At 63.2% G+C, this 3,230-nt stretch carries 3 protein-coding genes; all 3 read right to left on the minus strand.

Going from position 1 to position 3,230, the window contains the following annotated elements:
• Positions 1-825 (minus strand): proton-conducting transporter membrane subunit (locus tag RMO18_RS04890; RefSeq protein ID WP_309664282.1); only part of this gene is annotated, 825 nt, incomplete at its 3' end.
• 578 nt (positions 826-1,403) lie between these two features.
• On the minus strand, positions 1,404-2,189 hold the full coding sequence (locus RMO18_RS04895) for an ATP-binding cassette domain-containing protein (RefSeq protein WP_309664283.1): 786 nt from the start codon (positions 2,187-2,189) through the stop codon (positions 1,404-1,406).
• On the minus strand, positions 2,186-3,230 hold a 1,045-nt coding region (locus RMO18_RS04900; protein ID WP_309664284.1), incomplete at its 5' end, for an ABC transporter permease. The genes RMO18_RS04900 and RMO18_RS04895, both read right to left, overlap by 4 nt.

Here is a 3,230-nt window from a genome sequence, read left to right on the forward strand (position 1 = left end):
CGAGACGATCCAGAACCATTCCGGCGTCCCGGCCAGCACCGGCCAGAGCCGCGCCATCAGGAACAGCCCCGCCTTCACCATGGTGGCCGAATGGAGGTAGGCCGAAACCGGCGTGGGTGCGGCCATGGCGTGCGGCAGCCAGAAATGGAACGGGAACTGCGCCGATTTGGTGAAGCAGCCCAGAAGGATCAGGATCAGCGCGGGCAGATACCAGTCAGAGGCGCGGATCGCCTCGCCCTGCTGCAGGATCACCGACAGGTCATAGCTGCCCGCAACCTCGCCCAGGATCAGCATCCCCGCGATCATCGCGAGGCCCCCTGCCCCGGTCACGGCCAGCGCCATCCGCGCGCCCTGCCGGCTTTCGGGCAAATGCTTCCAGTAGCCGATGAGCAGGAAGGAAGAGAGGCTGGTCAGCTCCCAGAAGATCAGGAGAAGGAGGATGTTATCGGACAGAACGATGCCGACCATCGCGCCCTTAAACAGCATGAGGAAAGTGTAGAACTGCCCCATTGGATCGGACCTTGAGAGGTAGAAGCGGGCATAAAGGATGATCAGCAGGCCGATGCCGAGGATCAGGCCTGCGAACAAAAGGCCAAGCCCGTCGAGGAAGAAATTGGCGTTGAGGCCGAGCGCGGGGAGCCAGTCGATCCGGGATTGGACCACCTCGCCACGCAGCACGGCGGGGACGTGGAGCGCGAGAAGCAGAAGTGCTGCGGCAGTGACCAAGCCTGCGGCCAGGGCGCAAGCATTGCGTCCAGTGCGGAACATCAGGCCGGGAAGAAGCGCGCCAATGAAGGGGAGTGCCGCAATCAGGGCGAGAGACATGTGGGGCGGCTTCCTCGTCGGGCGATGGCGTTCTGTTGCGTCGTCTTGCGTCGCGGCGGGTTTCGCATGATGTGCGGGTTACAGACAGATAATCAAGCCCTAGTACAACCCTGATCGGGGGAGCCGTCCTCGGCCCCATTGAGGGCCCTCGGACGGCGTTTCCACGGAGAAGCGTCGGGCGGCGCTTGGGGGACTGCGGCAGCATGAGTATTTGCGCAAGCTGGAATCAGTAACGTGTGCTTAATCTTTTGCGGGTCATCCTGCGACTGCGGTACAGGGAGGAGTCCCGATGACCGTCAAGATGGAAGTCGCCCCGATCGCGTGGGAAGCTCTCCCTGCGCACCGTAGCAGTGCCGTCGGTCGGGGCGCGTTCGTGCCTGTGATTCCAGCTTGCAGGAAATACTCCCGCCGGAGGCACCCGCCGCTGCAGCGTGCGCGCCACAGCAGACGTGTCGACGCCGATGCCGCCCGGGCCAACGGAGCCAAGTCGGCCCTTTGGGCCGCGCAGGCGACACCCATCACATGCCGCGGAACGCGGCTCCGCCGGATCACCGGTGGCCAGATGGGCTGCCGTCGGCTCAGACAGCCTCGGCGAGACCCTCGGGCAGCTTGGCGCCGGTCATGTAGGCCACCGCGTCCGACATCGAGTGTTCTTTGGGGTTGATCACTGCCAACCGCCGTCCCAGCCGGTGGATATGAATGCGGTCGGCCACTTCGAACACATGCGGCATGTTGTGGCTGATCAGGATGATCGGGATGCCGCGCGCGCGGACGTCGCGGATCAGTTCCAGCACCCGCCGGCTTTCCTTGACGCCAAGCGCCGCCGTTGGCTCGTCAAGGATGACGACCTTGGAGCCGAAGGCAGCGGCACGGGCCACGGCCACGCCCTGACGCTGGCCGCCGGACAGGGTTTCCACCGTCTGGTTGATGTTCTGAATGGTCATCAACCCCAGTTCCGACAGCTTGTCGCGGGCGAATTTCTCCATCCTTGGCCGGTCCATCTGACGAAAGATCGTCCCCATCAGGCCGGGCTTCAGCCATTCGCGGCCAAGAAACATGTTGTCCGCGATCGACAGCGCAGGCGACATGGCGAGGTTTTGATAGACCGTCTCGATCCCTTCGGCGCGCGCATCTTCCGGCGAGCGGAAATGCACTTCGCGGCCTTCCAGTTCGATGCTGCCGTGATCGGGGGCGACAGCGCCGGACAACGCCTTGATCAGCGTCGACTTGCCGGCACCGTTGTCGCCGATGACGCCGAGGATCTCACCGGGCATCAGCTCGAAATCTGCGCCGTTCATCGCAACGACCGTGCCGTAGCGCTTCATCAGGCCGCAGGCCCGCAGAACCGGTTGAACTTCACTCATTGCGACGCCCTCCGAAGCCATTGGTCAAGTGCAACAGCGATGATCACAAGGCAGCCTGCCGCGAACATCTGCCAGTAGTCGTCCACCCCCGCCAGCGACAGGCCGGTGTTGAACACGCCCACGATGAAGGCGCCAAGAACCGATCCGATGATCGACCCGCGTCCGCCAAACAGCGAGGTGCCGCCGATCACCACAGCGGTGATCGAGGCGAGGTTGATCGTGGAAAAGGCGATTGGTGAAACCGAGCCGACGCGGCCAATGGCGATCCAGGCGGCAAAGCCGCAGATCAGGCCTGCCACCACGTAGACCGAGATCAGCACGCGACTGACCCGGATGCCCGACAGCATGGCTGCTTCGGGATCATCGCCGATGGCATGCACATGCCGGCCCCAGGCCGTATGGTTCAGCACGTACCAAAGCACGGCGGCCAGCAGGAACAGGGTGATCCCGCCAAGGCTGAGGCTGGCGCCGCCCATGTTGAAGCTTTGCCCAAACCACAGCAGACCGGGCGCGGTCGCCTCGATATCGACGTTTCGGATGGATTCAGACTGCGAATACCACAGCGTCAGCGCCGAAAAGATCGACAGCGTTCCCAGCGTCACGATGAACGGTGGAAGCTTGATGCGCGCAACCAGCACACCGTTTACGGCACCCATCATCGCCCCGAAGCCCAGGCCGATCAGCACTGCAACAAGCATCGGCACGCCGGAAAACACAGCGAGGTTGCCCATGATCAACGAGCACAGCACAAGGATCGCGCCCACCGACAGGTCGATTCCCGCAGTCAGGATCACCAGCGTCTGCGCCAGCGCCACAAAGCCCGTGACCGTCACCTGTTTCAACACGGTGGACAGCGCGCCCATCCCGAAAAACCGTGGCGCGATGATCGAAAAAATGGCGATCGAGATCAGCAGCACAAGGGCCGGGATCATCGTCGGATAGACCCGCAGGAAGTTTCGCATGACATGCGTGAAGGACTTGTCGTCTTTTTCGAAGGAGGCAACGACAGTGTCGGCCTTGGCGAGCGTCGCCTCATAGTCG

The sequence above is a fragment of the Tabrizicola sp. genome, from assembly GCF_031377265.1.
GTDB lineage: Bacteria > Pseudomonadota > Alphaproteobacteria > Rhodobacterales > Rhodobacteraceae > JAUYQR01.

What these genes read in the sequence shown, in the direction of transcription:
- RMO18_RS04895 (WP_309664283.1), bottom strand. Translation starts at nt 2,189, where the DNA reads ATGAGTGAAGTTCAACCGGTTCTGCGGGCCTGCGGCCTGATGAAGCGC.